General features: G+C 37.7%; 4 protein-coding genes. 2 read left to right on the forward strand and 2 right to left on the reverse strand.

Going from position 1 to position 5,194, the window contains the following annotated elements; genetic code table 11:
* Positions 1 to 150: 150 nt before the first annotated feature.
* On the forward strand, positions 151 to 1,002 hold the full coding sequence (gene argB, locus AB1414_14930) for an acetylglutamate kinase (GenBank protein ID MEW6608716.1): 852 nt from the start codon (positions 151 to 153) through the stop codon (positions 1,000 to 1,002).
* A gap of 122 nt (positions 1,003 to 1,124) precedes the next feature.
* Complete coding sequence (locus AB1414_14935) at positions 1,125 to 2,105, forward strand: CsgG/HfaB family protein (protein ID MEW6608717.1); 981 nt, start codon at positions 1,125 to 1,127, stop codon at positions 2,103 to 2,105.
* Between the two features lie 691 nt (positions 2,106 to 2,796).
* Here the strand turns inward: AB1414_14935 and AB1414_14940 are convergent.
* Together AB1414_14940 and AB1414_14945 are read right to left on the reverse strand one after the other, a co-directional pair.
* Positions 2,797 to 3,816, reverse strand: a complete 1,020-nt coding sequence (locus AB1414_14940) for a hypothetical protein (GenBank protein ID MEW6608718.1) — start codon at positions 3,814 to 3,816, stop codon at positions 2,797 to 2,799.
* Positions 3,813 to 4,919 carry a hypothetical protein gene (locus AB1414_14945; protein ID MEW6608719.1) on the reverse strand — a complete coding sequence of 369 codons (1,107 nt, stop codon included), beginning with the start codon at positions 4,917 to 4,919 and terminating at the stop codon, positions 3,813 to 3,815. The genes AB1414_14940 and AB1414_14945 overlap by 4 nt, the downstream gene beginning before the upstream one ends.
* Between the last annotated feature and the right edge of the window lie 275 nt (positions 4,920 to 5,194).

The raw sequence follows: 5,194 nt of genomic DNA on the forward strand, positions 1-5,194 counted from the left end.
GAAACCAGACACAAATATTTTTTCCCATTATATCACAAAAAATGGGGGGAGGCAAGCCAAATTTACATAACTATCTGAAAATATAAAGAGTTAAGAGAAATTTAGGTAAAAATTTTTGACATTACCTAAAATAGTGAGAGGAGATTGAAAATGAATTCATTAATTACTCGGGCTAATGTTTTAGTCGAAGCATTACCTTACATCAAGGCATTTTCCGGAAAGATAATCGTCATCAAATACGGGGGAAAATCTATGGTTGATGAAAATTTAAAACATAGTTTTGCCCAGGATATAGTTTTATTAAGATATATTGGTATTAAACCAGTTATTGTCCATGGTGGAGGTCCACAAATAGACCAGGTGATGAAAAAAATGGGTAAGAAAATAGAATTTATCAACGGACTTCGACATACTGATTCAGAGACAATGGAAATTGTTGAGATGGTTTTAGGTGGACGAATAAATGCAGAAATTGTCTCCTTGATTAATCATCATGGCTCTCCAGCAATTGGATTGACCGGTGTGGATGGCGATTTGATTGAGGCAATGCAAACGACAAATGGAAGTTTAACTGGACAGGTAACTAATATTAACTCAAAAATAATCCAAACCCTTGATGAAAATGGATTTATACCGGTTATTGCTCCTATTGGCATAGGAGAAGATGGAAAACGATATAATATCAATGCTGATATAGCCGCCGCAGAAATAGCTATTGCTTTATCTGCTCAAAAATTAATTATCCTGACGGACATCAAAGGTATTTTTAAGGATATAAAAGATGCCAGTTCCCTTATCTCAACTTTAAAGCTGGAAGAAATTGAAGGATTGATAAAGAATGGATGTATCGCTGAAGGAATGCTCCCGAAGATTAATGCCTGCAAAAAGGCAATCACTTCAAAAAAGGTTGATAAAGCACACATCATTGATGGTCGAATCCCTCATTCGATTCTTTTAGAATTATTTACAGATGAGGGAATTGGAACACAAATAATTCAATAGGGCTTCACGAAATTAAAAGTAAGTAATCGGTTAATTGGTAACTGGTAACTGGTAATTGGTAATTGGTAATTAATTACCATTCACCAGTTACCATTTACCAAATAATAGGAGGAAAAATTAGTATGAATAAAATTTTTTTAAAATGGGCTAATGTTGGAGTGATGGTTTCCTTGAGTATCATCCTCTCTTTTAAAATGATAGAAGGAGCAGAGAAAGAAAAGACTTCCAAAGGTAATGAGGGGACTTCAACAACATCTTATTTTGGTCCGAAGAAACGAGTTGCGGTGCTTGATTTTGAGGTAAAAGCACCTGGAGTAGAAGCCAAAATTGGAAGTGGGATGTCAGAGATGCTCATTACCGCACTCCATAACACGGGTAAATTTATTGTCCTGGAACGGGACAATAAGGCATTTCAAGATATGTTAAAAGAACAGGATTTAGGAAAAGCGGATAGAATCAAACCAGAAACTGCGGCTAAATTTGGTGAAATACTTGGGGCTCAAATTTTAATTAAGGGTGCAGTTACAGAATTTACACAGTTTGAATCAGTCAAAGGCGTTGGAATCTTTGTTAAAGGTGTTACACTTGGTGGTGGTGGCGTCCTCACCGCCCAGGTAGCCGTTGATATCAGGATGTTTGATGCCTCTACTGGTGAAATTATTGAATCACATCGAACTGAACAAAAGGCAAATACGCTTATAGTTGCCGGTGGAGTAAAGGTAGGTGATGTAACTATTGGTGGAGTTGATTTTCATAAAACCCCCTTAGGTAAAGCTACCCGTCAAGCAATTGAAGATATGGTAGGTTTTATTGAGGGACAATTAAAGGCTAAACCATGGGAAGGAAGAATTGTTACGGTAAAAGATGAAAGGCTCATTATCAATGGTGGAATAGATGTCGGGATTAAAACTGGAGATAAAATGGAGGTTTGGACCATAGGAGAAGAATTAATTGACCCGGTTACCGGTTTATCTCTTGGTAGAGAAGAAGGACAAAAAATGGGGACAATTGAAGTCATAGAAGTAAAGGAAAAATATTCTGTAGCAATAATTACCACTGGCACTGGATTTAAACGGAATGACCTGGTGAAGATGACAAAGTAAAATTTTCAACCTAACAGGAGAAAGGAAGTTTCACGCAAAGCACGCAAAGAACACAAAGGGAAATAAGGGAAAAATTACATTTGCGTCCTTTGCGTGCCTGGCGTGAAACTTCCCCTGAAAATAGGAAGTAGAGAGTAGAAAGTAGAGAGTAGAGAGAAAATCTTTCCTCCACCTGTTTTTTTCCTATTTTCATTCTTCGGTTGTGAACCAACGGTTCATGAGCATTCTCCTGAAAATATCCGCAGATTACGCAGATTAGACAGATTTCTTCCTTTCTCCGTTTCCCCGTTTCCCCCTTTCTCATCTGCCCTCTGCCTTCTGCCCTCTGTATTTATCCGTGCTAATCCGTGTTAATCAGTGGCTGAATTGTTACCCTTAATTTTTCCGTATGTGTTTAGCTTCTTCATAAAGATAATAGTGCTAAGTTTACATTTTAGGTTCAACCTATATTTGTCAACATAGCTTGCATTAAGCCCTTTGTCGAATTTTTTCCCCCTGTGCGATTAGACTAATTCATCGCAGAGACGCAAAGGAAAAATAAATGTAAAATAGGAAATGAAAAATGGGAAATTTTAGCACTTCGCCAGACTCATTACCTTTCAGTTATACATTTTCATTTTACATTATCCATTTTACATTTAACCGCACAGGTGGAATTTTTTTATCTTCATATTCATCCCATCCTCTTTATCTATTCTCCCATCTTTGCAACCCTGTCAAAATTGTTCAGGATTGAGTTTTTAAGATGGGCAAGGTCATCAAGATTGCCTTTGTAAAATATCCCTACAGAAGTCAGCCCATATTTTGGTGGTGGATAGTTGAGAATGTAGGTAATGAATTGCTCAATACGGAATTTATCTGCTGTTTTTGTATCAATATAGACCTCTGAGAGGTCAATAAGTCTATCCTGGTTATAAAATTCCTCACAAGGAGGCTCGGATAGGATAAACATACGATTACCACCTTGTTGTATTTGATAGTTGCCAAAGGTAAAGATAACCTTACCACATTCTTTTGTCCGTTCTACCTCGGCTTTGCAGTGTTCACAACGCCTTGTGCCATTATTGTAGGTTGACCTTAAGGGCTCGGTGTAGCGAAGGCAGTTGTTGCAGATAATTCGGCGGTAGATTAGAAGGATGAGGAAGGGGGTTAATAAGTGAGAGAAGATATAATAATTCACTGCTGGAGCAATCCCGCCAGCAGCTATGCCAACAATCATGCCACCCCCCACGTTAGCAAACCCGCCCAAAAACATGGCAGCCAGCACCTCATCCCCACCAGTGTCAACAATAGCAATCGCCTCACAAATGCCAACAATGTCAACAATGGCACCAATCAAGCCAACAATCCCGCCAACAATCATGCCAGCAGTTATGCCAGAAATATCTTCGTTGGCAAATAAGATGCTACCAATAATAACAGTAAAAGGCGCTCCCAACCCCACAATAAAGATAGTATATTGACTACCCCGATCCATATAAGGAAGGTACAAATACACTGCCAATCCATATCCACGATGGAACAAACACCCTGCCAATCCACCAAAAATACTGACCAGAGACCCTCCAAAAATAACAAGGCTGATTCTTTTTAAAATCCAGATATCTTTTCCAATAACCTTATTAATTGCCCGATAAAGTTCTCTTAAGAGTGCAGATAGAATTATTCCACTACCCCATATTGATAGACAGATAAAAATAGCTTCTTTCATCCCCTTTCTCCTAAAAGCCTTCCAAAAAATGAAGGTTTTGGCTTTGAAGCCTCTTCCCTTTTACTTTTTATGCCACCTATTGAACCTACCAACATAGCGATGAACCCTTTTCTATCCTCAGCTTTCTCAAAGAGGAGGTTTATTATTATCTGCAGAAGTTCCAGATCTTTTTTGTCGATTATATAATTTAAGATTCTCTCTTTATGAGATGTGTAGATGAGCTCTTTAACATCTTTGGAGAAGGCTATATATCTTTCTCTGAATCTCTCATAGTCACCCATCTTCAAAGAATATTCTGCAGAATACATCGAGGCAATCTCCTCTTCTCTACCTGTAGCTATCATTTCTGTAAGGGCTAATATAGGCTTTGAAGGCTCTTTAATCTCAGGGTTAAGATTGTAATCATAAGTTAAGAGGTCTATCTTTAAAGAGTAGGAGATTGTTTGATAAAAATCAGATTCTTTAGGAATGCCCATAATCTTAAGCCCAAGGTTTGCTCCATAAGAATATGTATCAAAGGAGAGGTTTTCTTTTAAGGAATAAGGCAGAAGGGTGTATAACCAGCCAAGAAAGTTAAGGCAGTCTTTATCTTGACCAACCAGCAATAAGGGAGCTTTTAAAGACTTATAACTGAAACAATAATAAAGGAGAGCAAGGATAAGGTCTTGTGGTATTGGAGGTATTTTGAATTCAATCTCTTTATCAAGAGGAAGGTTGATTACATCCAGAGGTTTTTCAGGAGGGCTCGTTCTAAAGAGACCATTTTCTTCAATCATTTTTATAAGTTTTGCCGGGTTAAAAGAGGGTTCTTCCAGCTCATCTTTTGATATTATAAGATTATGGAAGAGATAGTTCCCTGGCCTTCCTAAATTGTCTTTTCCGATGTATATTGCCCTTCCTAAAACAAACCGTTTTTCACTTAAGGGATAAAAGATGTATTTTGTTGGTGTAGATACTCCTTCTTTGTAAAGGAATGAACCAGGGAGGATATATAGGGAATGGTTCTCTAATTTTATCTGTTCATCTTTAGTTATACCTGGTGTCTGGGCAACCGTAGCAAAACCTTTCTTTCCACTTGTATAGATATGCTGTTCTAATCTCATAGGTATCCCTCCAGATGTAGTATCCATAATGTTGGGTCTAAGATATGAAACGGGGCTAAATGGGTTATTTTACCATCTACTGCCTTACAACCCAGAGAGGATATAGAAGTCATATATATAGAGTTAAAATTAACCTCAAGGGCATTGTAACGCTGATTTCGACACCCCTCTCATGTTTTGCATGATTTTTAAGTGAAAGCATTCAGAGAGTATTTATTTGCTGGAACACCTAATAGTTGTAATATTTCCAGCTGCAGAAAATTCAAGCTCGTCAT

It is taken from the genome of bacterium (assembly GCA_040755795.1).
Lineage (GTDB): Bacteria > UBA9089 > CG2-30-40-21 > CG2-30-40-21 > SBAY01 > JBFLXS01.

Coding starts and splice junctions, on each gene's coding strand:
- argB (MEW6608716.1), top strand. CDS start 151: ATGAATTCATTAATTACTCGGGCTAATGTTTTAGTCGAAGCATTACCT.
- AB1414_14935 (MEW6608717.1), top strand. CDS start 1,125: ATGAATAAAATTTTTTTAAAATGGGCTAATGTTGGAGTGATGGTTTCC.
- AB1414_14940 (MEW6608718.1), bottom strand. CDS start 3,816: ATGAAAGAAGCTATTTTTATCTGTCTATCAATATGGGGTAGTGGAATA.
- AB1414_14945 (MEW6608719.1), bottom strand. CDS start 4,919: ATGAGATTAGAACAGCATATCTATACAAGTGGAAAGAAAGGTTTTGCT.